Genomic DNA, 25,220 nt, shown 5'->3' with positions numbered 1-25,220 from the left:
TTTAAGTGGATATAGCATCTTTAGCCGGTATATTGCTGGCATTATTCATGTTGGTATTTGGTATCATAAGTTCCGCAGGTGTGGGAGGATTCGGTGAATATCTGGATCCGGCTTCTGCGATCATCACCTTTGGCGGAGCTTTTTCCTGTACTCTCATGTCCATGAGTCTGCAGAATTACATAGCTGGTTTGAAATCTTTCACACTGATCTTCAAAGCGCCCACACTGAATACTTCGGATATGATCGGTAAGATCATAGAGCTTTCCAATGTGGCACGTAAGGAAGGTCTGCTTTCGTTGGAAGAAGCAGCAGCCGACCTGGATGACCCTTTTCTGAAGAAAGGAATTCTTTTGATCGTCGATGGAACCGATCCTGAATTGGTACGTGCGATTATGGAGACGGAGCTGGTCAGCGTGGAGGGTAGACATAAAGATACGATTGGCTTCTGGGATACACTGGCAGCCATGGGTCCTGCCTGGGGTATGATCGGTACCCTGATCGGTCTGGTAGATATGCTGTATCATATGGATGATCCGTCCACACTGGGACCTGCTATGGCAGTCGCATTGATCACGACTTTGTACGGATCTTTGCTTGCTAACTGGATCTGTATACCGGTGTCCAATAAACTAAAAGCGGATAATGCGATAGAAATGCAGCAGAAAGAAGTTATGATCGAGGGTCTTTTGTCCATACAGGCAGGAGAAAATCCCCGCGTCATTGAAGAAAAATTAAAATCATTCCTTCCTCCGAAGGACAGAACAAGTGAAGATGATGAAGCGGAAGCAGGGGGTGAAGCTTAATGGCAAAGCGTAAGCCAGAAGATCCACCGGCAGGATTACCGGCATGGATGGCGACGTTCAGTGACCTGATGAATTTGCTGCTGTGCTTCTTTGTCATGCTGTTTTCCATGTCATCTATTGATGCCAATAAATGGAATGCAATGGCTGCGGCAATGTCTAGCAGTGCTTTTAGTATTTTTAATGCCGGCTCTACGGCCATCGGTGAGGGAATACTGATCAGCAACGGCGTCAGCCAATTGAACGATCTCGATGAATATATCAGTAATGCCGGAAGAAATGCAGACAGCGAGACGGATTCCGACAATTACGAAAAATATGAAAGTGCAGCCGCTCTGGAAGAGGCTCTGAATGAGAAGAACCTGCAAAGTAATGAAGAACTTTCCGAGACAGTGCAGGAAGCAATAGATGAAAATAGTCTGGCAGATCAGGTCAATGTATCTTTTACGGCACAGTATGTACAACTGTCCATGAAAGGCGCGCTGCTATTTGATTCGGGCAGTGCAGTACTGAAGGATCAGTCCAAACCGGTACTGGATAAAGTGGGCGTGATCTTAGAGCGTTACGGCAGCGATGCAGTGATCGAGATCGAGGGGCATACGGATAATGTTCCCATCCACAACTCCAAATTTGCAGATAATGAGGAACTGAGCAGCGCCAGAGCATTGTCAGTGTTCTACTATCTGGTAGAGAATACATCTCTGGATCCTTCTAACTTAAGACATGCAGGAATGGGGGATCGCACTCCGGTAGCCGATAACTCTACCGATGAGGGGCGCAGCAAAAACAGACGTGTAGAGATCAGAATATATAATCCTTCCGCAGTAAATTAATACGGAGAGGGAAAGGAAGTATAAAAAAATGAAGAAAAACCTGATGACGGTGCTGATCCTGGCATTATTGATCGTGAATATCGTATTGACCAGCGTCATGCTGATAAGCATTGTAGGCACCAATAAAAAAACCGCGCAGCTGGTGGATAATATCACCACAGCCATGAATCTGGAATTGACGGTACCCGGAGCAGAGAGCGCAGCAAATGTGTCTCTTACCGATACGGAAGTATATAACATTTCCGATACAATGACGATTCCGTTAAAGTGTGATCCAGGTGCCAAGCAGGATTACATCATGTTCGATGTATCTTTGTCCATCAATAAGAAGAGCAAAGATTATAAGACCTATGGAAGCAGCGATACCTTGTCCGGTTATGAAAATCTGATCAAGGATGCCATTACGGCTACTGTCTCCGCACATACAGAAGAAGAGTGCAGTGAGGACATGGAAGGGTTGAAAGAAGAAATCTTGAAATCCATCCAGGATCTGTTCCAATCCGACTTCATCTATAAGGTCGCAATCAGCGGAGTGAAATTTGGCTGATGAGACACAAAAAATAAGATGATAGGAGGTGAGGACCTGTGAGCGATATACTTTCGCAAAACGAAATTGACGCCCTTCTGAAGCAGTTATCGGAAGGGGATCTGGACATGGACCAGATCCAGGGCGAGGATGAAAAGCAGGTCAAGAATTACGACTTCAGCCGTCCTACCAAGTTTTCCAAAGAGCATTTAAGGACGTTAGAGATCATATTTGAACATTACAGCCGTCTGATCTCCACGAACCTTCCGGTATATCTCCGCAAAAATGTGCAGGTAACGGTGGCAAGTTCGGAAACGGTTACATTCAGTGAATTCTCCAATGCACTGTCAAATCCGTCAGTACTTGGTATTGTTAATTTCGCGCCGCTTAACGGCAATATTATTATAGAGATCGCAACAAACCTGTGCTATGCCATGCTGGACCGTATGTTGGGAGGCAGTGGACAGCCTTTGGAAAAAAGCAGAGATTTCTCGGACATAGAGCTGACAATTTTACAGAAGCTTCTGGTTATGTTTACTCAGCTCCTGCGGGAACCCTGGAAAAATGTTCTTGAGATCTCACCGGTCTTAAGCCGGTTGGAGACGAATCCCCAGTTCGCACAGGTGATCGCACCCAGCGACATGATCGCCATCGTGACTTTGAATATGAAGATCGGGGATGTCGAAGGAATGATAAATATCTGTCTTCCTTTCTTTACGCTGGAAGATGTGATGGATAAACTGAACACCAAATACTGGTTCTCCACAATGCAGGAGAATCATGATGAACACTACGAGGATTACATTGAGTCCATGATCCGCAGAGTGGATGTTCCCATTAAGGCCGTGCTGGGTAAGAGCACGATCTCGGTGAATGATTTCCTAAATCTGCAGGTGGGCGACTGTATCAGACTGGATTCCAGAGTCGATGCCGACATGGATGTGTATGTGGGTAATATCAGGAAGTTCACGGCATTGCCCGGCACGGAGAGAGACTCGTATGCTGTTCAGATCACATCGGTGATCAGAGAGGAGGAGTAACGATGGATGGGATGTTATCTCAGGATGAGATAAATGCCCTGCTGCAAGGCATGGATCTGTCGGACACTGCGGATGGCAGTGACACGGCGGCGCCTGCACCGGAGAGCAGCACGGCTGACAATAATGACAACGGATATGTGACAGACACGAAACCGACAATCGGAGACGGAGAGGTACTGACTGATGTGGAGAAGGATGCCATCGGTGAAGTCGCCAATATCAGTATGGGTTCTTCCGCCACTACATTATATTCGTTGGTTAACCGCAAAGTAAATATTACCACACCGGTGGTTACACTGGCTACATGGAATACCTTGCTGGATAGTTACGAAAAGCCCTGTGTATTTATTCAGATCAAATATACCCAGGGACTGGATGGCACCAATATTCTGGTGCTGAAGGAACATGATGTAAAGGTGATCACTGATCTGATGATGGGCGGTGACGGCACCAATACAGACGGAGAACTGGGAGAACTGCATCTGAGTGCGATCTCTGAAGCCATGAATCAGATGATGGGATCTGCGGCAACTTCACTTTCCACACTGCTGCAGACAGTCATTGATATCAGCCCGCCTGAGTCGTCTCTTTTCGATCTGACGGAAGTAAAGGACGGCAAAGAAATCTCTCCGTTCCTTGGTGGCACTTTTGTAAAAATCGCGTTCCGGATGCAGATCGATGATCTGGTGGACAGTACTATTATGCAGCTGTACCCGATTGACTTTGCAAAAAAGTTAGTAGAGACATTTATCAATACCCAGATGAGCAGCCTGGATGGAACAGCGGAAGAGCAGCCCACACAGGTGAAGGACAGTGCATCCGAACAAAATATGCAGGGTAGTGCTGCTATGGCAGGCACAACAGATCATATGACTCAGCCTGGTATGGACAGCATGGGACAGCAGGGTTCCATGAATATGAACGGTATGAACCAGATGGGCATGAATCCTATGGGTAACATGGGAATGAACCAGATGGGCAGCACCCCTATGGGTATGAACGGTATGAACCAAATGGGCGGCATGAACATGAGTCAGATGGGAATGAACCAGATGGGCATGAACCAAATGGGCAACATGAATGGCATGAATCCTATGGGCAACACCCCTATGGGTATGAATGGCATGAACCAGATGGGTAACATGAATGGCATGGGCATGATGAATCAGATGGGCATGATGGGAATGCCTGGACAGAATGTACAGAATGTGAATGTACAGCCCGCGCAGTTCCAGAGCTTTTCCAATGATAATACGGGAATGACGGGGCAGGAGAACATTGGCCTGATCAAAGATGTACCTTTGGAGGTAACCGTAGAGCTCGGAAGGACGACAAAGTCCATATCTGATATTCTGGACTTCTCGCCGGGAACGATCATAGAGCTCGACCGTATCGCCGGAGAACCGATCGATGTATTGGTGAATGGCAAGTTCGTAGCCAAGGGCGAAGTGGTTGTGATCGAAGAGAGCTTTGGCGTAAGAATTACGGAGATCATAAAATAAGCAGAGAATAGACCAAATAAACGGAGGAAAAATTAATGGCTAAGAATATTTTAATCTGTGATGATGCAGCATTCATGAGGATGATGATCAAGGACATCCTGACCAAAAACGGATATAATGTTGCCGGAGAAGCAGAGAACGGACTGAAGGCTGTGGAGAAGTTCAAGGAAGTAAATCCCGACCTGGTACTTATGGATATTACCATGCCGGAGATGGACGGCATCCAGGCACTGAAAGAGATCAAGAAGATCGACGGAGGTGCTAAGGTGATCATGTGTTCCGCAATGGGTCAGCAGGCGATGGTTATCGAGTCCATACAGGCAGGTGCCAAAGACTTCATCGTAAAACCTTTCCAGGCAGAACGTGTTATCGAAGCAGTGAAAAAGGTAGTGGGTTAATGATCATACTCACCGGAAAAGCAGACAGTTATGCCCAGTTTATTACAGTACTGCTGATCTTCGTGGCAGTACTGGCGGTAACCGCATGGGTGACAAAATGGATCGCAGGATACCAGAAAAAACAGGGAGTGGAAAGCAATATTGAAGTAAGAGAGACCGCCCGGATCGCCAACAATAAATACATTCAGTTGATCCGGGTGGGAGAGACTTATTTTGCTGTTGCGGTCTGCAAGGATGCTGTGACGACTCTGGGAGAGATTCCCGCAGAACAACTAAAGGATATGTCAACATTGGAAAATACTTCCGGCTTCCGGGAGATATTGGAACGTGCGGCGAAGAAAGAGAATGAAGAGAAAGATCATTGATTTTGATTCCGACAGAAAATTAAAGATGACTATTTATATGGTATGCCTGCTGGTCACGGTGGGCATATTGTGTATTTGCATCCCGGTGAAGGTACATGCGACAGAACGTCATCTGACGGGGGATACCGAGGTATCTACCGTGATCAATCCGGCAGGAACGGCTACCACACCGGAAGAGGTGGGAAGTCTGAACACTGCGAACACGGTCAGCATTACTTACAATAACGGTAACGGACAGATCAACGGAGCACTGCGGATTCTTATCACCCTGACATTGATTGCACTGGCTCCTACGATCATCATCATGATGACCTCTTTTACGAGGATCATTATTGTATTGCATTTTACCAGATCTGCCCTGAACACGCAGACGGCACCACCGAACCAGATTCTGATCGGGCTGGCGCTGATCCTGACTTTTTTCATTATGGAACCTACCATTACCAGAATCAATGAAGAAGCGATACAGCCTTTTGAGGAAGGTACAATAGATCAGAGTGAAGCTTTGGAAAAAGGTATGGCACCTTTGCGGGAATTTATGTATCCCCAGACACAGGTGAAAGATGTAGAGCTGTTCATGGATATTGCAGGACTGGAGTGGGATGGAACACTGGATGACATTCCCAATTCCGTGTTGGTTCCCAGCTTTATGATCAGTGAGCTTCGGACTGCGTTCTGGATCGGATTTACGATCTATATTCCTTTTATCGTGATCGATATGGTAGTTGCATCCACGTTGATGAGCATGGGTATGATGATGCTGCCGCCTACGACGATCTCCATGCCCTTCAAGATACTGTTATTTGTTCTCGCTGACGGCTGGGCACTGATCATAGGACAGCTGGTGCAGACATTCTATTAACCGGGAGATGAGGTTTTGTTATGACGATTGATGCAGTATCGGAAATGACAAATAATGCGTTATATGTGATCATCAAGGTATCCCTTCCTGTGCTTTTAGTGTCATTGATCGTTGGCCTGGTCATCAGTATTTTCCAGACAGTGACATCCATTCAGGAACAGACACTGACATTTGTACCCAAGATCATTGCAATATTTCTGACACTTGTCCTGTTGGGAAGCTGGATGATGAATACCATGGTGGAATACACCGTGCAGCTCTGGTCAAGCTTCAGCCAGTATGTACACAGGTGATGGGATGACTACATGATAGATTTTTCGTTTTCCATATACGATCTTGAATATTTTCTACTGATTTTTGTCCGGGTATCCTGCTTTGTGTATATCGCTCCCTATTTCGGAATGAATGATACACCTGCCAGGATACGGATCGGTATCAGCGCATTTACGGCAATTCTGCTCTATGAGACACTGACACCGGTGGATGCAGTGGTGTTTGACACGGTAATGGAATATGCCGTGATTGTTATGAAAGAGGCAATCGCCGGTCTGTTGATCGGCTTTGGCGCAAATATCTGTATGGCAATCGTTAATTTTGCCGGTTCGATCGCGGATATGGAGACAGGACTTTCCATGGCGACACTGATGGATCCGGCGACCAGAGAGAGCACCAGTATTACCGGTGTACTGTATCAGTATTCATTTATGCTGATGCTGATCGCTTCCGGAATGTACCGTTACCTGTTCGGGGCACTGGCAGACAGCTTTGTGCTGATCCCGGTGAACGGCGTGGTGTTCCACGCAGACAGCCTGTTACAGTCCATGATCGAATTTATGAATGACTATATCATGATCGGCTTTCGCATTGTATTGCCGATTTTTTGTGCAACATTATTACTGAATGCAATCTTAGGTGTACTGGCGAAAGTATCGCCGCAGATGAACATGTTCGCAGTCGGCATTCAGCTGAAAGTGCTGACGGGACTGTCAGCAATGTTTCTGACAGCGGGAATGCTGCCGGGAGCAGCGGATTTTGTCTATCAGGAGATGAAGAAGATGGTGGTGTCCTTTATCGGAGGTATGATGTGAGCTTAGAATACAATCTGCAATTCTTTGCCGCAGAGGGACAGGGCGGAGAGAAAACAGAACCTGCTACCGAGAAAAAGCTGACAGATGCCAGAAAAGAAGGTCAGGTAGCAAAAAGCCGTGAGATCGCCAACGGACTGGGACTCCTTGCTGTGTTTCTGGTATTGAAACTATGGGTGGGACACATGGGCTACCAGTTCATAAATATGTTTTCCGCGATTTATGAAAAGATTCCGGAAGTCGTAACCTTCTGGCACGGAAATATGCCACAGACGGATGCAAATATTGCATTTCGCGATATGATGCTGGAATCGGTGATCATTATGGCACCGATATTACTGATAGGTTTTGCGGTAGCCTTTTTAAGCGATGTGGTGCAGGTGGGATGGCATCCCACGGGCAAACCGATGCAGCCCAAATTCTCCAAACTGAGTCCGGTCTCCGGATTCAAGAGGATCTTTTCCGTCAATTCCGTGGTGGAGCTGATCAAATCTTTGCTGAGGATTGGACTGATCATATACATATGCTATAATTACCTGAAGGACAAATGGCCGATACTGTATACCTTATATGACATGGATCTGACCCAGGCGATCGCTCTGATCGGCGAGACAGTGACAGACCTAGGTATCCGGATCTCCTTGATCTACATGATCATTGCTGCGGCGGACTTCATCTATCAGAAGTACAAGTTCAGTAAGGACATGCGGATGACCAAACAGGAGATTAAAGAAGAATATAAACAGCAGGAAGGTGACCCGCAGGTCAAAGGACGTATCCGGCAGAAGATGCGGGAAGTCTCCCAGCGGAGAATGATGCAGAACCTTCCCCAGGCGGATGTGGTCATCACCAACCCCACCCATTATGCGGTTGCTATCAAATACGATCCCGAGGTGGCGGAGGCCCCTATTGTGATCGCCAAAGGTGCGGACAATCTGGCAGCTAAGATCAAAGAGATTGCCAGAGAGCATAAGATTGAAATAGTAGAGAATAAACCACTTGCGAGAATGCTGTATGCAAATGTGGATGTGGGACAGGCTGTGCCGCCGGAATTATATCAGGCGGTGGCGGAGGTTCTGGCATTTGTATATCATCTGCAGGGAAAAGTATAGAAAAATATTAAGATTAGAAAACACACAGACAGAAAGGAGGTAAGGCACAGATGAAAATAAAAAAAGCGGATGTGGGGGTAGCACTCTACATTATGGCGGCGATCATCATGTTTATTGTGCCGATTCCTTCCTGGCTTCTGGATATTCTGCTGGCTATCAATATTTCCATTGCGCTGACTGTATTATTTGCCACAATGTTCAGCAAGGAAGTACTGGATATGTCTTTTTTCCCGACAATGCTTCTGTTCACCACGATCTTCCGTATTGCGCTGAACACATCCTCTACCCGTCTGATCTTACGAGACGGTAATGCGGGTAATGTCGTGGAGACTTTCGGTGAGTTCGTAGGCGGCGGTGACCTGGTCATCGGTGTTATTATCTTCATTATTCTGATCCTGATCCAGTTCATGGTCATCAATAAAGGTTCTGAACGTGTATCCGAGGTAACGGCGAGATTTACCCTGGATGCCATGCCCGGTAAACAGATGGCAATCGATGCCGATCTGAATACAGGAGCGATCACGGATGCGGAAGCAAAGAGACGCAGAGAGAAGATCCAGGAGGAAGCAAGCTTTTTCGGTTCCATGGATGGTGCCGTGAAATACGTAAAAGGAGACGCAGTAGCGGGTCTTCTGATCACAACCATCAATATCGTGGGCGGTATTGTCATGGGAGTGACGAGACAGGGCATGGATATCACCGCAGCTCTGAATAAATACGCGATCCTCACCATCGGTGACGGTCTGGTGAGCCAGATCCCCTCACTGTTGATCTCTCTGTCCACCGGTATCCTGGTGACCAAAGGAAGTAAGGACGCAGATTTCGGAACCACACTGGTCAGCCAGTTATTCGGTGTGCCGAAGGCGCTGTATCTGGTAGGAGCCATGCTGGCGATCCTTGGATTTGTGACACAGTTAAATACGATCCTGTTCGTGGGACTGGGACTGGTATTTATCATTGTGGCCAGAAATATCGAGGGAACTATCGAGACAGCCAAGATTGAGCAGGAGGTAGACAGTGAAGAGGCTGCGGCGGAAGAAATCAGGCAGCCGGAGAATGTCAACAGCCTGTTGCAGGTGGATCCTATCGAGTTGGAATTCGGCTACGGTATCATTCCGTTAGCGGATGTTAATCAGGGAGGCGACCTGTTAGACCGTGTTGTTATGATACGAAGACAGATCGCATTGGAACTTGGTACAGTGGTGCCGATCATCCGACTGCGTGATAACATTCAGCTGAATCCGAACCAGTATATTATCAAGATTAAGGGAATTCAGGTTAGCGAAGGCGAGATCCTGTTTGACCATTATATGGCGATGAACCCCGGATACGTAGAAGAGGAGATCACGGGTATTCCTACTTTTGAGCCCTCCTTTCATCTGCCGGCGATCTGGATCACGGAGGGACAGAGAGAGCGTGCGGAGAGCCTGGGCTACACCGTAGTGGATCCGCCTTCCATTATTGCCACGCATCTGACGGAGATCATCCGCCAGCATATCGCAGAATTACTAACCAGACAAGATGTTCAGAACCTGATCAACAATGTCAAGGAGAACAATCCTTCTCTGGTGGACGAACTGGTACCGAAGTTGCTTGGGCTCGGTGAAATTCAGAAAGTACTGCAGAATCTCTTAAAAGAGGGTATTTCCATACGAGATCTGCTGACGATTTTAGAGACATTGGCGGATTATGCACCGACGACGAGAGATACGGATATTCTTACGGAGTATGTCAGACAGAGTCTGAAGAGAGCAATTTCCACAAAATATTTTCCTTCTCATGAGACTACCAGTGTATTGACGCTGGATCCGAAGATCGAGCAGGAGGTGATGGGAAGCGTGAAGCAGACGGAGACGGGAGCTTTCTTAAATCTAGATCCTGCCAGAAGCAAAGCCATCCTGAATGCGGTGGGAGAGGAGATCAAAAAACTGGAAAATATGGGGAAAACTCCCATTATTATGACATCTCCCATTGTAAGAATGTATTTTAAACGACTGACGGAAGATTACTATCCGGATCTGGTCGTGGTATCCTACAATGAAGTGGAATCCAATGTGGAATTACAGTCTGTGGGAATGGTCACAGCCTGAGAACAGGTACAGTGAACCGCCACAGGAGCCAGGGATAGTGTGAAAAATAAAATGGAACCGTCTGCGGAATGGAGAGTAGTATGATAATCAAAAAATTTACGGGGAAGACAGAAGCGGAAGCCACAGAGGCTGCGAAAAAGGAACTGGGAAGTACCCTTGTGATCATGAATGTGCGTGAGGTAAAAAAGAAAGGATTGTTTGCTTTCCTGTTACCGAAGCAGATAGAGGTTACCGCGGCACTGGAGGAGGAAGCACCGGCGAGACCGCAATACGGCAGTATACTCCGGACAGCAGCGGATAAGGAAATCCGGACGGAGCAACAGAATCTGTTAGCAAAAAACAGCACAGAGAACATCGAAAAAAAGCTGGATAGTTTACAGACGCTGCTAGAGAGCCAGTTAAATAACAGACAGTCCGAAAAAGAAGAATCCGCAAAGACGCAGGATGTACCGGATGCCGAAGAAAAAGAGGATAAGACCCAAGATATGGCTGCTGCGGAGAAAAAGGAAGAAGAGAAAAATCCTGAACAGGATAAATTTATAAGACTTCTGTATAATAAGATGCTGGATAATGAAATGGATGAAAAGTATGTCAACAGCATTCTGGAAGATGCTTCAAAGACGAAAAAAGCAGATCTGCCATTTGACTATCTGTTGGCAAATATCTATCAGAAGATGGTGCTCAAATTCGGAAGATCTGAAGGGATCACTCCTTCGGAAGAAGGCCCCAGGATCGTATTGTTCATCGGACCTACGGGAGTGGGCAAGACGACTACCATAGCAAAGCTTGCCGGTAAATATTGTGTGGAAGAGAAAAAGAAAGTGGCACTTTTGACAGCAGACACTTACCGTATTGCTGCAGCGGAACAGCTCAGAACCTATGCAAATATTTTAGAGACTCCGTTTCGGATCATCTATACCCCGGAGGAGCTGCAGGCAGCGGTGGAGGATTATTGGGACTGTGATTATATTTTTATAGATACAGCGGGGAGATCACATCAGAATACGGATCAACTGGAGAAAATGAAGGAAATGGTGGCAGCACTGAAGAGACCGGAAAGTTATCAGGTATTTTTGGTTTTAAGTGCAACTACCAAATACAGGGATCTTCAGAAGATCGCGGATTGTTACGGCAAGATCGCAGACTTTGAGCTGATCTTTACCAAGTTGGATGAAACAGAGGCAGTGGGGAATCTGCTGAATATGAAGCTTTATACCGATGCGCCGATCGCTTATGTGACCTGCGGACAGAATGTTCCGGACGATATGGAAGCATTCAATCCACAGAAGACAGTAAAGCAGATCCTTGGCGGAAAGGAATAAGCTTTTACAGAAAGGCGCGGAAAAATGGATCAGGCGGAACAGTTAAGGATCATTAAAGCAAATCAGCAGATACGACCTACTGCAAGAGTCATTACCGTCACCTCCGGCAAGGGAGGTGTCGGAAAATCCAATATGTCCATCAATCTGGCAATTCAATTTCGTAAAATGGGGAAACGAGTGATCATTCTGGATGCGGACTTCGGACTGGCTAACATTGAGATCATGTTCGGAGCGGTACCGAAGCACAATCTGTGTGATCTGGTCTATGAGGGCAAGAGCATCAGTGACATCATTACCTGGGGTCCCATGGAGGTAGGCTTTATCTCCGGTGGCTCGGGAATCGCCGGCATGTCGAACCTGGGGCGGGATGCGCTGACCTGCATCATACAGAATCTGGCCGAGTTGGATGCCATAACAGATGTGATCATTGTGGATACCGGTGCAGGAATCTCGGAAAGTGTGCTGGAATTTTTAGTAGCCAGCGGAGAAGTACTTCTGGTGACCACACCGGAACCGACTTCTATCACAGACTCTTATTCGTTACTGAAGGCTCTGTACAGACATCCGAGGTTCGAGAAAGATTATACCAAGGTCAAAATGGTAGCCAACCGGGTGGATAATGTGAAGGAAGGACAGATACTGTTTGATAAACTGAATGCGGTAGTCACCAGATACCTGAAGACTCCTATGGAATATCTGGGATGTGTGCCGCAGGATCCGCAGGTCGTGCAGGCGGTAATGCAGCAGGTACCGGTATCTATACAGAACCCCGGGGCAAAATCCAGTCAGGCATATGAGCGGATCGCGCGAAGACTGTGCGACAAGACACAGGAGGAGCAGAAAAGACGCGGAATGGCAGCTTTTTTCTCACACATTATAGGAACCAGAAACGGAGCTGCAAAACAGTCCAGATAAGAGAGGTACAAAATTATGTTGTCCAGATTTGTGGAAGAAGGTTCTAAAGTAGAGCTTCGGGCGCTGGAACATGGATTGGGAGAATCCGGAGCCGAATATACGACAAAGGTTTACCAGAGCCGTGTACTGCAGATCCTATCGGAGGATACACTGGAGATTTCCATGCCAATGGAACAGACCAGACTGATCCTTCTGCCGGTGGAGAGCGAATATGATATGGTGTTTTTTGAGGAGAACAGCCTGTATCAGTGTTTTGCCAGAATAGTGGACCGTTATAAGAGCAACAATGTCTACGTGTTGGTCATGGAGCTGACCAGCAATCTCAGAAAATATCAGCGAAGAGAATATTACCGTTTCAGCTGTGCGCTGGACATGTGTGCCAGAAATCTGGAGGAGGAAGAGATTGAGGCACTGGAGAAGAACTCTCCCTATGAATTGCAGCCGGGACTTCCCTTAAAGCATAGTATTATCGTAGATATCAGCGGTGGTGGGTTACGGTTCATGTCAACGCAGAGATACGAACCGGGCAGCCTGATCCTGTGCAGTTATCATTTGCTCACGAAGGACGGTGAGAGAAAAAAATACGATGTGGTAGGTAAGGTGCTGGCGGTACGGGAACTGGAGAAAAGAAAGGGAACCTTTGAACACAGAGTCCAGTACTACAATCTGGATGTGAATATCCGGGAAGAGATCATACGTTTTATATTTGAAGAAGAGCGTAAGAGCCGCAAAAAGGAGAGAATGAATTAATGCCGAAAAAAATACTGCTTGTAGATGACTCTGCACTTATGAGAAGAGTGCTGTGTGATATAATAGATTCAGACATAAGATTCCAGGTGACTGACAGAGCAAAAGACGGATTGGAAGCCTTTGATCTGTTGAGCAGAAACAGCTATGATGCGGTAGTCCTGGATGTAAATATGCCGCGAATGAACGGATTGCAGTTGTTACAGGAACTGCGGAAATACAAGATTCCGGCACGAGTGATGATGGCGAGTACCGACACAAAGGAAGGAGCCAGAACCACTCTGGATGCTCTGGAACTGGGAGCACTGGATTTTGTACATAAACCGGACAGTGCAGTGGACTGCCGGGGCGAGAATTTCCGAAGAGAGTTCCTGCGAACACTGAATGTGGTAGCAAACAGTAAGCTGCCGACATTTGCTGCGGAGGAGAAGCTTTCCGAAGAGAAGGGCACCGTAAAAGAGATGATGAAGATCATCAATCATCATCCGGTCAGTGTGTCCGGCAGCAAAATCGTAGCGATCGCAAGCTCCACGGGAGGTCCGAAATCGCTTCAGTCCGTGATCCCTCTTCTACCGGCCAATTTAGATGCACCGGTGTTAGTCGTACAGCACATGCCGGTGGGATTTACAGCATCCCTGGCAGAGAGACTGGACAATTTAAGTCAGCTTCATGTAAAGGAAGCAGCAGAGGGAGAAGAACTGAAAAAGGGATGGGTCTATATCGCTATGGGCGGTAAACACCTGAATGTCGTCACTTCTCCGGCAGGACGACATACCCTGCATTTGTCGGAGGAACCTTACAGAGAGGGTGTCAGACCCTGTGCCAATTATATGTATGAATCATTGCAAAACAGCCGTTTTGATACGGTAGTATGTGCCGTAATGACGGGCATGGGAGCAGACGGAACGGAAGGAATCAGCAAATTAAAATCTTCCGGGAAGACATATGTGATCGCTCAGGATCAGGATACCAGTGTAGTATTTGGAATGCCTAAAAGTATAATCCAGGCAGGGCTTGCCGATCAGGTAGTACCCTTAGACCAGATAGCCCAGGAGATCATACTTCATGTAGGAGTAAGTAAGTAAGCAATATATGCCGCTTTCGGCGATACCGTGGCAGGCAGAATGGAGGAAGAGATGGACGTAAGCCAATATCTTGAAATTTTTCTGGATGAAACAAATGAACATCTGCAGAACCTGAACACACAGATTCTGGAACTGGAGTCAGACCCTGAGAACATGGACAATATCAATGAGATATTCCGTGCGGCACATTCCCTGAAAGGAATGGCGGGAACTATGGGTTACAAGCGCATGCAGAATCTGACTCATGATATGGAAAATGTGTTCTCGGAAGTACGTAACGGCAACATTAAAGTAAAGCCGGAGATGATCGATGTATTGTTCCAGTGCCTGGATGCTTTGGAGGAATACAAGAATAATATTCAGGAGACCTCTGATGAGGGAACCAATGACAACGAGAACCTCATCAAAGCACTGAACGATATCTTAAACGACGGCAAGACCGAAGCACCCGCAGCAAAGGAAGAGGCACCCGCAGCTGCAGCTCCCACAGCGGAAGCCGGCACAGAAGGTACTGAAAAATGGAATGACATTGCTTTTGATGACAGCCAGATCCGTGTGATCAGAGAAGCTATGAAGCAGGGCAAAAATGTATACGGAATCAACGTGGTGGTACAGGAGACCTGCATACTGAAGGCAGCAAGAGCTTTTCTGGTATTCAAGGCAGTGGAAGAAAAAGGTGAGATCATCGTATCCATGCCCAGCGCACAGGATGTGGAAGATGAGAAATTCGATAAGGATTTCACTCTGATCGTATTATCCGATTATTCTCTGGATGAAATCATCAAGGCAGCCGAGAGCGTATCCGAGATTGCACAGGTAACCGGTGGTGTTCTGGAGCTGGAGAAGACGAAGAATTATCATTCCGAAGAAGAGACAGCCGAACCTGTAGAGGAGAAAAAGGAAGTCGTAGCGGAAGTCAAGGCAGAGCCTAAGAAGGAAGAGAAAAAACCTGCGGCTGCAGCCAAGGCTCCGGAGAAGAAGCCTGCAAATAAGCCGGTAGTGAACCGTACCGTACGTGTGGATATTGAAAAACTGGATTCCCTGATGAATCTGGTAAGTGAACTGATCATTGCAAAGAACTCTCTGGTATCGGCATCCAGCAGCGACCATGGCAACAATACTGCTTTCAATGAGCAGATTGAATACCTGGAGAATGTTACCACGAATCTCCACGAATCCGTGATGAAGGTACGAATGGTACCTATTGAGAGTGTTGTTGTGAAGTTCCCCAGAATGATCCGCGATCTGTCCAAAAAGCTGGATAAGAAGATGGAACTGTATATGACCGGTGAAGAGACTGAACTGGATCGTACCGTGGTGGATGAGATCGGAGATCCCCTGATGCATCTGCTCCGTAACTCCGCCGATCATGGTCTGGAGTCCGCAGAAGTGCGTGCACAGCGTGGAAAGCCCGAGCAGGGATCTATTTTCCTGGATGCATATCAGGATGGCAATAACGTAGTCATCGAAGTAAGAGATGATGGTAACGGTATTGACGTGGAAGCTGTTAAGAATAAAGCAATCGAGCGCAATCTGGTAACCGCAGAGCAGGCAGCCAACATGCCGGAGAAGGATATTATCAATCTGCTGTTCCTGCCAGGCTTCTCTACTTCCGAGAAGGTAACCGATGTGTCCGGAAGAGGTGTGGGACTGGATGTCGTGAAGTCCAAGATCGAATCCTTAAGCGGTGAAGTGGAAGTGAAATCCAAGTGGGGCGAGGGAAGTACCTGGACGATCCGTCTGCCGTTAACCCTTGCGATCATACAGGCTCTGATGGTAGTCGTAGGCGGAGAAAAGTATGCAATCTCTCTGGGATCTATCCAGACAATTGAAGATATCTCCCCGAAGGACATCAAGTTGGTAGAGAATAAAGAGGTCATCAATTTAAGAGGAACTGTAATCCCTCTGATCCGTCTGACAGAAGTGCTGGATGTCGAGAGTACAAGATCCCCGGAGGACAACCTGATCGTTGTTATCGTCAAGAAGGGCGACAAGATGGCAGGTCTTGTCATCGACGAACTGATCGGACAGCAGGAGATCGTTATCAAGTCTCTTGGAAAATACATCAAGCAGTGCAAATTCATCAGTGGCGCAACGATCCTCGGAGACGGTGAGGTAGCACTGATCCTGGATGCCAATGCATTACTGTAAGGAGGGAGATGACAGTTATGGAAGAACTTAGCATGAGAGAAACATTAAAAGCCGGAGACGAGCGTAAGGTTGAGGAGGAATTTTTCCAGTATATTGTGATCCGTCTCGGAGACGAACAGTACGGCATTGATATCCGCTATATCGATAATATTGTAAGAATGCAGCATATCACCAGAGTTCCCAAAGTGCCTGCATATCTGAAGGGCGTGATCAATCTCCGCGGAGAAGTATTGCCCGTTATGAGCCTTCGACTGAAAATGGGACTGGAGGCAGATGAAATGACCCGTGCTACCAGAATCATTATTTTGAAGCAGGAACAGCAGGGAAGCGTAGGAATTATTGTTGACGAAGTGAAGGAGGTTGTTACTCTCGGCACCAGTCAGATTGAAAAAATGTCTCAGAATACCGGCGAAATCAAGAAAAGCTTCATCACGGGTGTCGGTAAACACAATGGGGAGCTGATCTCTTTACTGGATCTGAATTCCATTACACTGGAGGAAAATGCATAAAGGAGATGGATCCATGGGAGACCTGAGTTTAGAAAAAGTTTCGGAAACATATCTGGATGTTTTAAAGGAAATCGGCAACATTGGAGCGGGCAACGCTATGACAGCACTCTCCCAGATGCTTAACTGCAAGGTGGACATGAAAGTACCGCAGGTAAAACTTTTGGATTTTAACGAAGTAGGAGCCATGATGGGCGGAGAAGAGCAGGTAATGGTCGGAGTATTCTTAGGAGTAGAAGGTGACATTACCGGCAGCATGATGTTTTTGGTAGAGCAGAACAGTGCAAAACATCTTCTCCATAAGATTATGGGGGACATGGTACAGCAGGATGGATTTTCGGAGATTGAATTTTCTGCCATGAAGGAGATCGGCAACATTATTACAGGTGCCTATCTGAATTCCCTGTCTATGCTGACGAATCTGACGATCATCCCAACTCCTCCCTCTCTGACTCTGGATATGGCAGGTGCGATCTTAAGTGTGCCCGCCATTGAATTCGGAACATTGGGAGATAAGATTTTACTCATTCAGTCACAGTTCTATGATGAGGTAGAGATTGACGGTTATTTCATTCTGGTTCCTGATATTGAATCCTATCCCAAGATCCTGTCATCTTTGGGAATATCGGTGGAATAAGGAAGGCAGAAGCAGAAGAAGGGGAGCAGAATGAGCGAGATAATTAAAGTAGGAATGGCGGATCTGAAGACCTGCGTAAGTCCTGACGGAGTGACTACTTTGGGACTCGGATCCTGCGTGGGAATAGCAATCCGCGATCCGGTGACGAAAATAGGCGGTCTGGCACATATTATGCTGCCGGACAGCACTACGATCCGCAACAGTAACCAGAATATCGCAAAATTTGCAGATACAGGAATCGACGAACTGGTCAGGCAGATGGAAAAGCTCGGTGCGAGGAAAGCAAGAATGGTTGCCAAGATCGCCGGCGGCGCCACCATGTTCACATTCCAGGGACGTAACGATATGATGCAGGTGGGGGAACGCAACGTAGAAGCGGTCAAGAAAAAGCTGAAAGAGATCAGTATCCCCATTCTTGCGGAAGATACAGGTAAAAACTACGGAAGAACCGTAACCTTCTATCCTGAGACCGGAGAATTTCATATCCGTGCTGTGGGAAGAGATGAATCGGTGATCTGACAGGGTTTAGATGGGAAGAAGATTATGAACAGAAAGAACATGCCATTGCTTCTGATGCTGATCGCGGGTGCATGCACCTGTATCATTACATTAGTAAGATCATACTCAGTGCTGGCAAGCCTGGTGGCGCTTTTTGCGGTGATGCTTTTATTCTATTGCCTGGGAAGTGCGATTCGTCTGTTGTTGGACCGATTTGACAGACAGAACGAGGAGAAGGAAAAGCAGGAGCAGGAAGCGAAGGCGGAAGAAGCAGCTGCGACGGAAGAAGACGCAGGGCAGAAGGGTGTAAGCGAATCGAATGGATGAAACCGGTAAGAAAAGGTTATTAGAAGAATATGCTGCTAATAAGCGACCGGAGACCAGGGAACAGCTGATACTGGAATATGCTCCGCTCGTGAAAGTGGTAGCCGGAAGACTGAGTATGTACCTGGGATACAACGTAGATTATGAAGATCTGGTAAGTTATGGTATCTTTGGACTGATCGATGCTATCGACAAGTTCGATTGTATGAAGGAAGTAAAGTTCGAGACCTATGCCAGTCTGCGCATCCGGGGCGCGATTCTTGACCAGATCCGAAAAATGGACTGGATCCCCCGGACGATCAGACAGCGGCAGAAAAAAATCGATGCTGTCATCAAGGAAGTGGAGCAGACTACCGGACGCACTGCAACAGACGAAGATATAGCACAGGGATTGGGAATATCCTCCGAGGAATACCTGGATTGGCAGTCCCAGATGAAAGTCACAGGGTTAGTATCCTTAAACGAATACATGGAACAGGGCAGTGATGTCTCACAGGATTACAGCAGACATACGACGGCACGATTTGACAGTCCGGAAGAGAGCATAGAAAAAGAAGAACTGACCAAAGTACTCGGAGAAGCACTGGAGCTTTTGACAGAAAAAGAGAAAAAAGTAGTTACTTTATATTATTATGAGGATCTTACGCTGAAAGAGATCAGTAATATTCTGGAAGTATCGGAATCGAGGGTATCACAGCTGCATACCCGTGCTTTACAGAAGATGAAGACCAAAATGGGGAACTACATGGGACTTTTATAGAACCTGATTGATCTGCACAGAATGCAGGAAGGAAAGGCAGAGGAAAGGCATATGCAGAACGGATATTTTCAGATAGTAAAAGCCCCTGGAGGCTATGGACTGCGGCTCGTACAGCCAAAGGACGGGGGCAGTGGCATAGACCTTCAGGAGGTTCTCTTATACCTGGACAGAGAATCGGTGCCTTACGATCCCGTGGTGATCAAAAAAGCAATTTTAGACGGTGAAGATACTGTCTGCTTTTTAGAGAGAAAAGATTGCCCGGAACTGGAGGAGACCTACAGTATCGAAGTCGCTGAGGATAACATGCAGGTCACCTTACGCTTTTATCCTGCATCACAAACCGGGAAAAGAGCGACTATGGACGGTGTGATCAAAGATCTGAGATTCCGGAACATAGTCTATGGAATCCAGATGAGTGTTCTGCAGGATCACTTTATGTCTGAGGGAATCTATTGCACAGATCTGGTGGTGGCAAAAGGAAAAGAACCCAGACACGGAACGGACGCATATATTAAGTATTATTTCAACACCGATGTTCATGCCAGACCAACCTTAAAAGATGACGGAACGGTGGACTATTTCCACCTGAATATGATCAACCCTTGCAAGAAGGGGCAGCTTTTGGCGGAAATCATCCCGGAGGATGAGGGTGAGTACGGGACCACGGTACAGGGCACTAAGATAAAGCCGAGACAGGTGAAAAAGGCGCATCTGGAATTTGGCCATAACATTGAGATCTCCGAAGACCGCAGGAGGATCACTTCCATGGTAGACGGACATGTATCCCTGGTAGAAGGCAAGGTTTTTGTATCCGATGTCTACGAAGTGGAAAATGTGGATCTGTCTACCGGTAATATTGATTTTGAAGGAAGTGTACAGGTCAGGGGCAATGTGTCATCCAATTTTGTCATCCGGGCGGGTGGCAACGTGATCATCAGCGGTGTCGTGGAAGGCGCGCATATCGAGGCCGGCGGCAACATTATCATTGCAAGAGGCATGAACGGCATGTCCAAGGGAATATTGAAAGCCGGCGGCAATATTGTGGCGAAGTTTTTGGAGAATTCCACAGCAACAGCCGGAGGATATGTCAGTACCGAATCCATCCTGCACAGCAATGTGACGGCATCTACGGAGATTCAGGTAACCGGTAAGAGAGGATTCATCACCGGCGGACATGTACGTGCCGGACAGAAGATCGAGGTGAAGACCTTAGGAGCGACCCTGGGTGCACCTACGGTGGTGGAAGTAGGTGTGGATCCCGAGAAAAAGGCAGAATATATGAGACTTCAGAAGGAAGTCTCCGAGATTGTTAAAACCATCCGGGGCATTCAGCCGATTCTGACCAGCTTTGCGGAAAAAAAGAGCAAAGGGGTCTGTTTTACACCGGATCAGATCAATTATATCCGGAACTCTGCAGCTATATTGGAGACACAGAAAAAGAGTCTGGAAGAGAAGAACCGCCGAATGCAGGAGCTGCAGCTGGAATTCAATCCCCAGGACAGAGCAATGGTATTGGTAAAAGGAGAGGTATATCCCGGCACTACGATCATTATCGGAGACTCTTCCATGCAGGTGAAGAGCACTTATCATTATTGTCGTTTTGAACGTATTGACGGTGATGTGAAGTCCACTCCCCTGTAAGAGTTCACAGAAAAGAGGCATAGATATGGCATTTGGCTCTTTAGAGATTGCTTCGATCCCCCGGACACAGGATTATACTGTGATGAAGCAGAATGAAGACAACAAGGGGGCATTCCAACAGATGACTCTGGGACAGCAGACGCAGAAGCACACAGAGCAGCTCACCAAAGAGGTGCACAGCAGTGACAATGCGGACTGGTACACCGGACAATACGACGCCAAAGAAAAGGGAAATAACGAGTATGCGGGCAACGGCGGCAAACGCCGCAAAAAGCAGCCGGAAGATGGTGTTGTGGTGAAAAAAGAGCATCAGGGATTTGATATTAAGATCTGACAATGCAAAGGAAAAACAAGTAACATGGGTATTTTGGAGATCGTCCTGCTGATTGCGGGAGTCATAATATTTACAGGAAGTTTCTTTTTGCCGCTTGGCGGGGAAAAAAACACAGGAATCGATCAAAAAGCAGCAAAAGAAGAGATCCACGGTCTGGTGGAAGAGGAAATGAATAACGTCCGCAGTAAAATGCAGGACAAAATGGGAGAGACCTCTGAGGACGCGATAGAGAAAGCAGAACGCGCTCTGGAACGTCTGACCAATGAGAAGATCATGGCAGTTAATGAATATTCCGACACGGTATTACAGGAGATTCATAAAAATCATGAAGAAGCAATGTTCTTATATGATATGCTGAACAGCAAGCATGCAAATATCAAGGACACCGTATCCAAAATGGATAAAGCGGTCAAAGCGGCGGAAAATAAAACGCTGGAGAATAAAACGGCGGAAAATAAAGCAGCCGCAGAGAAGACCGCCACAGATAAGACCGCCGGGACGGTGGCGGAGGAGAAAACAGCGGATGCTTTCCAGACAGAAACTCTTATACAGCCGGAGAATTCTCCAGAGATCGGATTTATGGGAGAGACGGTGCAGGAGGGACAGAACAATAACGAGAAGATCCTTGAAATGCACAAACAGGGCAAATCCACAGTGGCAATTGCCAAAGAACTGGGACTGGGTGTCGGAGAGGTAAAGCTTGTGATCGACCTGTACAAGGCCTGATAAGAATCGTGCGAAGCAAGGATAAGGACGGAGAAATACAATAATGAAGTTAAAATATTATCTGCGCGGTCTCGGGATAGGAATGGCTGTAACAGCACTGATTTTAGGAATCAGTTTTTCCGGTAGACAAGGACAAGAGGCGCAGACACTGACAGATGAGCAGATCAGAGAGAGGGCTTCGGAGCTGGGGATGGTGGACAGCAGCGAACTGACCCTGGCGGCACTACAAAACAGTGCACAGCCGCAGACAACGATGGAGCCTGAAGTGACAGAAGAGTCTGAAACAATGACAGAGCGTGAGGCAACCGCAGAGCCTGAAACAACGACAGAGCCTGAGGCAACCGCAGAGCCGGAAATGACGACAAAGCCTGAGGCAACCGCAGAGCCGGAAATGACGACAAAGCCTGAGGCAACAAAAGAGCCTGAATTAATCACAGCACCGGAACAGTCACAGACAACCATTACTATTAAGAAAGGCTCCGATTCCGGAAGTGTCAGCAGAGTGCTCTATGAGGCAGGTCTGGTGGAGAATGCGAAAGCATTTGACAATTATTTATGTAATAACGGATACAGTCGCAGCATCAATCCCGGCATCTATGAAATAGCTCCCGGGACTTCGGAAGAAGAAATTGCCAAAATAATCACAGGAAAACATTAAAAACCCCTTGCCACAGGGGTTTTCCTATGTTATAATCGCACTGTTGTGACAAAAAACACGCCTTTCGATTTGACGATGGTGCTTACTGTTTTTACAGAAGTCTTTGTCAGAGCTAACCGGGTTCTTAACGCGTCCCGGCAGAAAAGAAAAGCGGAAGATTTTAACCAAACGGAGGTAAAGACATGAGCGTTATTTCTATGAAACAGTTACTTGAAGCAGGTGTTCATTTTGGACATCAGACCAGAAGATGGAACCCTAAGATGGCTCCTTACATCTTCACCGAGAGAAACGGTATCCACATCATCGATCTGCAGAAGTCTGTAGTTAAGGTTGATGAGGCTTACAAGGCAGTATCTGAGATCGCTGCACAGGGCGGCACCATTCTGTTCGTTGGTACCAAGAAGCAGGCACAGGACGCTGTAAAGGTTGAGGCTGAGCGTTGCGGTATGTACTATGTAAACGAGAGATGGTTAGGTGGTATGCTGACCAACTTCAGAACCATCCAGTCCCGTATCGCAAGACTGCACGCAATCGAGACCATGTCTCAGGACGGTACTTTCGATGTACTGCCTAAGAAGGAAGTTATTCAGTTAAAGAAAGAATGGGAGAAGCTGGAGAAGAACCTGGGCGGTATCAAGAACATGACCAGAGTTCCCGATGCTATCTTTGTTGTAGATCCTAAGAAGGAAAGAATTTGTGTACAGGAGGCTCATGCACTGGGCATCACTCTGATCGGTATCGGCGATACCAACTGTGATCCCGAAGAGCTGGATTACATCATCCCCGGTAACGATGATGCGATCAGAGCCGTTAAGCTGATCGTTTCCAAGATGGCTGACGCTGTCATCGAAGCTAAGCAGGGCGAGGCTGTATACAGCGATGCTGATGTAGCTACCGAAGCAGAGGATATCGAAGAGGTTGCAGCTGACGCTGAATAATCCGATTCCATAAGAGAAGCATAGGAACCCAGATTGCGATGCCTGTCATTACGGTCTGGGTTCTTGAGGATAATATATTAATTAAGAAGAGAGGATAAAAAAATGGCAATTACCGCATCTATGGTAAAAGAGCTCCGTGAAATGACCGGCGCTGGTATGATGGATTGTAAGAAGGCTCTGAACGAGACAAATGGAGATATGGACGCAGCTGTTGAGTTCCTGAGAAAGAACGGACAGGCTAAAGCTGAGAAGAAGGCAAGCCGTATCGCAGCAGAAGGCGTTGCACGTGCAGCAATCTCCGCAGACGGCAAGACCGCCTGCGTTATCGAAGTTAACTCTGAAACCGACTTCGTTGCAAAGAACGAGACCTTTACTTCTTTTGTAGAGGCTGTTAATGCAGCTGCTCTGGCATCTGATTTACAGGGTGGCAAGGATGGCGAAGATATCGAGGCACTGTTGGCTGCTCCTTTCGAAGGTGCAACCGTTAAGGAAGCTCTGGTAGAGAAGACCGCTACTATCGGTGAGAAGCTGTCCATCCGTCGTTTCGAGAAGGTATCCGGAGATGTAGCAGTATCCTACATTCACGGTGGCGGACGTATCGGTGTTATCGTTGCAGCTAACGGTGCATCCGATGACGCAGCAAGAGAAGCGCTGACCAACATCGCTATGCAGGTAGCAGCTATGAATCCTACCTACATCAGCAGAAATGATATTTCCGCAGAAGAACTGGCTAAGTTACAGGAGATCACTGTTGACGCAGCTCTGAACGATCCTGCATCTCTGCCCAAGCCTATCCTGAACAAGCTGATCGATAAGGCTATGAATAGTTCCGCATGGAGCGATGAGGATAAGGCTATCTACGAAGAGAAGAAGAGCAACATGAACTACCTGTTCAACTTCCTCTCCAAGGAAGCAGCTGCTGCTCTGGCTGAGCTGGCTATGGCTGACAAGGACGCTATCGTATCTGATAAGATCTTCAAGGGTCTGGCAGACGGTCGTGTATCCAAGCAGCTGAAGGAGATCTGCCTGTTAGATCAGACCTATGTTAAGGCTGAGGACGGCAAGCAGACCGTAGCTAAGTATTTAGAGAGCGTTAATAAGGCTCTGACCATCGCTAAGGTTGTTCGTTTCGAAGTTGGAGAAGGCATGGAGAAGAAGAACGAGGACTTCGCAGCAGAAGTTGCCGCTCAGATGAACGCTTAATTATAACGGATTATTTAGAAAGGGCATACGTGAGTATGCCTTTTTTGCTTTGATATATCGCTTGGGAAGACAGCAAAGTCATCCGGGCGACATTCAACTAACTTGAAAGTTACGAGCCATGCAAAAATAGAACGGAATACCTCGGTGGGAGCTTGCTCACAC

28 protein-coding genes are annotated in these 25,220 nt (G+C 47.1%); all 28 read left to right on the top strand.

Going from position 1 to position 25,220, the window contains the following annotated elements:
- The first annotated feature begins 5 nt into the window (after positions 1-5).
- The 28 genes from ACTRDR_RS03550 to tsf all read left to right on the top strand — a co-directional run bounded on the left by ACTRDR_RS03550 (position 6) and on the right by tsf (position 25,058).
- Positions 6-803, top strand: a complete 798-nt coding sequence (locus ACTRDR_RS03550; RefSeq protein ID WP_440526183.1) for a motility protein A — start codon at positions 6-8, stop codon at positions 801-803.
- Positions 803-1,633, top strand: coding sequence for an OmpA family protein (locus ACTRDR_RS03545; protein ID WP_176864086.1), 831 nt, complete (start codon positions 803-805; stop codon positions 1,631-1,633). Before ACTRDR_RS03550 ends, ACTRDR_RS03545 begins: the two co-directional genes overlap by 1 nt.
- Positions 1,634-1,661: 28 nt before the next feature.
- Positions 1,662-2,180, top strand: coding sequence for a flagellar basal body-associated FliL family protein (locus ACTRDR_RS03540; RefSeq protein WP_440526182.1), 519 nt, complete (start codon positions 1,662-1,664; stop codon positions 2,178-2,180).
- A 38-nt stretch (positions 2,181-2,218) separates the two neighbouring features.
- Positions 2,219-3,199 carry a flagellar motor switch protein FliM gene (gene fliM / locus ACTRDR_RS03535; RefSeq protein ID WP_440526181.1) on the top strand — a complete coding sequence of 327 codons (981 nt, stop codon included), beginning with the start codon at positions 2,219-2,221 and terminating at the stop codon, positions 3,197-3,199.
- A 2-nt stretch (positions 3,200-3,201) separates the two neighbouring features.
- Positions 3,202-4,701 (top strand): flagellar motor switch phosphatase FliY, encoded by a 1,500-nt coding sequence (fliY, locus tag ACTRDR_RS03530; protein WP_440526180.1) that lies wholly within the window; start codon positions 3,202-3,204, stop codon positions 4,699-4,701.
- Positions 4,702-4,736: 35 nt separating this feature from the next.
- Positions 4,737-5,099: a response regulator gene (locus ACTRDR_RS03525; protein ID WP_022153909.1), complete on the top strand. Its 363-nt coding sequence runs from the start codon at positions 4,737-4,739 to the stop codon at positions 5,097-5,099.
- Complete coding sequence (locus ACTRDR_RS03520; protein ID WP_440526179.1) at positions 5,099-5,464, top strand: flagellar biosynthetic protein FliO; 366 nt, start codon at positions 5,099-5,101, stop codon at positions 5,462-5,464. The genes ACTRDR_RS03525 and ACTRDR_RS03520 overlap by 1 nt, the downstream gene beginning before the upstream one ends.
- The gene (gene fliP / locus ACTRDR_RS03515) at positions 5,445-6,326 is read left to right on the top strand and encodes a flagellar type III secretion system pore protein FliP (RefSeq protein ID WP_440526178.1); all 882 of its coding nucleotides are present in this window, start codon (positions 5,445-5,447) and stop codon (positions 6,324-6,326) included. The genes ACTRDR_RS03520 and fliP overlap by 20 nt, the downstream gene beginning before the upstream one ends.
- A 20-nt stretch (positions 6,327-6,346) precedes the next feature.
- On the top strand, positions 6,347-6,619 hold the full coding sequence (gene fliQ / locus ACTRDR_RS03510) for a flagellar biosynthesis protein FliQ (RefSeq protein WP_440526177.1): 273 nt from the start codon (positions 6,347-6,349) through the stop codon (positions 6,617-6,619).
- A 12-nt stretch (positions 6,620-6,631) separates the two neighbouring features.
- Positions 6,632-7,414, top strand: a complete 783-nt coding sequence (gene fliR / locus ACTRDR_RS03505; RefSeq protein ID WP_176864098.1) for a flagellar biosynthetic protein FliR — start codon at positions 6,632-6,634, stop codon at positions 7,412-7,414.
- Positions 7,411-8,523 carry a flagellar biosynthesis protein FlhB gene (gene flhB, locus ACTRDR_RS03500; RefSeq protein ID WP_440526176.1) on the top strand — a complete coding sequence of 371 codons (1,113 nt, stop codon included), beginning with the start codon at positions 7,411-7,413 and terminating at the stop codon, positions 8,521-8,523. The genes fliR and flhB overlap by 4 nt, the downstream gene beginning before the upstream one ends.
- A 50-nt stretch (positions 8,524-8,573) precedes the next feature.
- Positions 8,574-10,613: a flagellar biosynthesis protein FlhA gene (flhA, locus tag ACTRDR_RS03495; protein WP_176864102.1), complete on the top strand. Its 2,040-nt coding sequence runs from the start codon at positions 8,574-8,576 to the stop codon at positions 10,611-10,613.
- 80 nt (positions 10,614-10,693) lie between these two features.
- The gene (gene flhF / locus ACTRDR_RS03490) at positions 10,694-11,935 is read left to right on the top strand and encodes a flagellar biosynthesis protein FlhF (protein WP_440526175.1); all 1,242 of its coding nucleotides are present in this window, start codon (positions 10,694-10,696) and stop codon (positions 11,933-11,935) included.
- Positions 11,936-11,959: 24 nt separating this feature from the next.
- Positions 11,960-12,850, top strand: a complete 891-nt coding sequence (locus ACTRDR_RS03485; protein ID WP_440526174.1) for a MinD/ParA family protein — start codon at positions 11,960-11,962, stop codon at positions 12,848-12,850.
- A gap of 15 nt (positions 12,851-12,865) precedes the next feature.
- Positions 12,866-13,600 (top strand): flagellar brake domain-containing protein, encoded by a 735-nt coding sequence (locus ACTRDR_RS03480; RefSeq protein ID WP_176864108.1) that lies wholly within the window; start codon positions 12,866-12,868, stop codon positions 13,598-13,600.
- On the top strand, positions 13,600-14,682 hold the full coding sequence (gene cheB / locus ACTRDR_RS03475) for a chemotaxis-specific protein-glutamate methyltransferase CheB (protein ID WP_440526173.1): 1,083 nt from the start codon (positions 13,600-13,602) through the stop codon (positions 14,680-14,682). The genes ACTRDR_RS03480 and cheB overlap by 1 nt, the downstream gene beginning before the upstream one ends.
- Before the next feature lie 51 nt (positions 14,683-14,733).
- Positions 14,734-16,833, top strand: coding sequence for a chemotaxis protein CheA (locus ACTRDR_RS03470; protein ID WP_440526239.1), 2,100 nt, complete (start codon positions 14,734-14,736; stop codon positions 16,831-16,833).
- A 17-nt stretch (positions 16,834-16,850) separates the two neighbouring features.
- Complete coding sequence (locus ACTRDR_RS03465; protein ID WP_440526172.1) at positions 16,851-17,342, top strand: chemotaxis protein CheW; 492 nt, start codon at positions 16,851-16,853, stop codon at positions 17,340-17,342.
- A gap of 13 nt (positions 17,343-17,355) precedes the next feature.
- Positions 17,356-17,976, top strand: coding sequence for a chemotaxis protein CheC (locus ACTRDR_RS03460; RefSeq protein ID WP_176864114.1), 621 nt, complete (start codon positions 17,356-17,358; stop codon positions 17,974-17,976).
- Between the two features lie 30 nt (positions 17,977-18,006).
- Complete coding sequence (locus ACTRDR_RS03455) at positions 18,007-18,495, top strand: chemotaxis protein CheD (RefSeq protein ID WP_176864116.1); 489 nt, start codon at positions 18,007-18,009, stop codon at positions 18,493-18,495.
- Positions 18,496-18,519: 24 nt separating this feature from the next.
- Complete coding sequence (locus tag ACTRDR_RS03450) at positions 18,520-18,801, top strand: hypothetical protein (RefSeq protein ID WP_176864118.1); 282 nt, start codon at positions 18,520-18,522, stop codon at positions 18,799-18,801.
- Positions 18,794-19,558 carry a FliA/WhiG family RNA polymerase sigma factor gene (locus ACTRDR_RS03445; RefSeq protein ID WP_440526171.1) on the top strand — a complete coding sequence of 255 codons (765 nt, stop codon included), beginning with the start codon at positions 18,794-18,796 and terminating at the stop codon, positions 19,556-19,558. The genes ACTRDR_RS03450 and ACTRDR_RS03445 overlap by 8 nt, the downstream gene beginning before the upstream one ends.
- 51 nt (positions 19,559-19,609) lie before the next feature.
- Positions 19,610-21,199 (top strand): DUF342 domain-containing protein, encoded by a 1,590-nt coding sequence (locus ACTRDR_RS03440; RefSeq protein ID WP_440526170.1) that lies wholly within the window; start codon positions 19,610-19,612, stop codon positions 21,197-21,199.
- A 25-nt stretch (positions 21,200-21,224) separates the two neighbouring features.
- On the top strand, positions 21,225-21,533 hold the full coding sequence (locus ACTRDR_RS03435) for a hypothetical protein (protein ID WP_176864123.1): 309 nt from the start codon (positions 21,225-21,227) through the stop codon (positions 21,531-21,533).
- A 24-nt stretch (positions 21,534-21,557) separates the two neighbouring features.
- On the top strand, positions 21,558-22,259 hold the full coding sequence (locus ACTRDR_RS03430) for a DUF6115 domain-containing protein (RefSeq protein ID WP_440526169.1): 702 nt from the start codon (positions 21,558-21,560) through the stop codon (positions 22,257-22,259).
- 43 nt (positions 22,260-22,302) lie between these two features.
- On the top strand, positions 22,303-22,917 hold the full coding sequence (locus ACTRDR_RS03425) for a hypothetical protein (RefSeq protein ID WP_440526168.1): 615 nt from the start codon (positions 22,303-22,305) through the stop codon (positions 22,915-22,917).
- 182 nt (positions 22,918-23,099) lie between these two features.
- Positions 23,100-23,855, top strand: a complete 756-nt coding sequence (rpsB, locus tag ACTRDR_RS03420) for a 30S ribosomal protein S2 (protein WP_022153930.1) — start codon at positions 23,100-23,102, stop codon at positions 23,853-23,855.
- Positions 23,856-23,957: 102 nt separating this feature from the next.
- Complete coding sequence (gene tsf, locus ACTRDR_RS03415) at positions 23,958-25,058, top strand: translation elongation factor Ts (RefSeq protein ID WP_440526167.1); 1,101 nt, start codon at positions 23,958-23,960, stop codon at positions 25,056-25,058.
- Positions 25,059-25,220: the final 162 nt, after the last annotated feature.

Origin of the sequence: Simiaoa sp. (genome assembly GCF_051972595.1) — a bacterium.
GTDB classification, from domain to species: domain Bacteria; phylum Bacillota; class Clostridia; order Lachnospirales; family Lachnospiraceae; genus Acetatifactor; species Acetatifactor hominis.
The sequence above is the reverse complement of the archived record's forward strand: the minus strand, read 5'-3'. Positions and strand labels throughout refer to the sequence as shown.